This is a genomic window from Pseudomonas sp. R37(2017) (assembly GCF_002113375.1).
In the GTDB taxonomy this organism is placed as follows: domain Bacteria; phylum Pseudomonadota; class Gammaproteobacteria; order Pseudomonadales; family Pseudomonadaceae; genus Aquipseudomonas.
Window position 1 is genome coordinate 1 of the sequence record NZ_NEHO01000051.1, and the last position, 747, is coordinate 747.

Sequence of the window (747 nt, forward strand, 5' to 3'; positions counted from 1 at the left end):
ACTGCTGGCGGCGATGAATGCCGAAGAGCAACGTCAGGAAGATCACATCGAGCTGATCGCGTCGGAGAACTACACCAGCAAGCGCGTCATGCAGGCGCAAGGCAGCGGCCTGACCAACAAGTACGCCGAAGGCTATCCGGGCAAGCGCTACTACGGTGGCTGCGAACACGTGGACAAGGTCGAAGCCCTGGCCATCGAACGCGCCAAGCAACTGTTCGGCGCCGATTACGCCAACGTCCAGCCGCACTCCGGCTCCTCGGCCAACAGCGCCGTGTACCTGGCCCTGCTGCAAGCCGGCGACACCATCCTGGGCATGAGCCTGGCCCATGGCGGTCACCTGACCCACGGTGCCAAGGTGTCGTCCTCGGGCAAGCTGTACAACGCCGTGCAGTACGGTATCGACACCAACACCGGCCTGATCGATTACGACGAAGTCGAGCGTCTGGCCGTCGAGCACAAGCCGAAGATGATCGTCGCCGGCTTCTCGGCCTACTCCAAGACCCTCGACTTCCCACGCTTCCGTCAGATCGCCGACAAGGTCGGTGCGCTGCTGTTCGTCGACATGGCCCACGTGGCCGGTCTGGTCGCTGCCGGCCTGTACCCGAACCCGATCCCGTTTGCCGACGTGGTGACCACCACCACCCACAAGACCCTGCGCGGTCCCCGTGGTGGCCTGATCCTGGCCAAGGCCAACGAAGAAATCGAGAAGAAGCTCAACGCCGCGGTATTCCCCGGTGCCCAGGGCGG

The 747-nt window shown here is 64.0% G+C and carries 1 protein-coding gene; it reads left to right on the forward strand.

Going from position 1 to position 747, the window contains the following annotated elements; translation table 11 throughout:
• Position 1: 1 nt before the first annotated feature.
• Positions 2 to 747: serine hydroxymethyltransferase (gene glyA, locus CAG47_RS27620; RefSeq protein ID WP_143515949.1), on the forward strand; the 746-nt coding region annotated here is incomplete at its 3' end.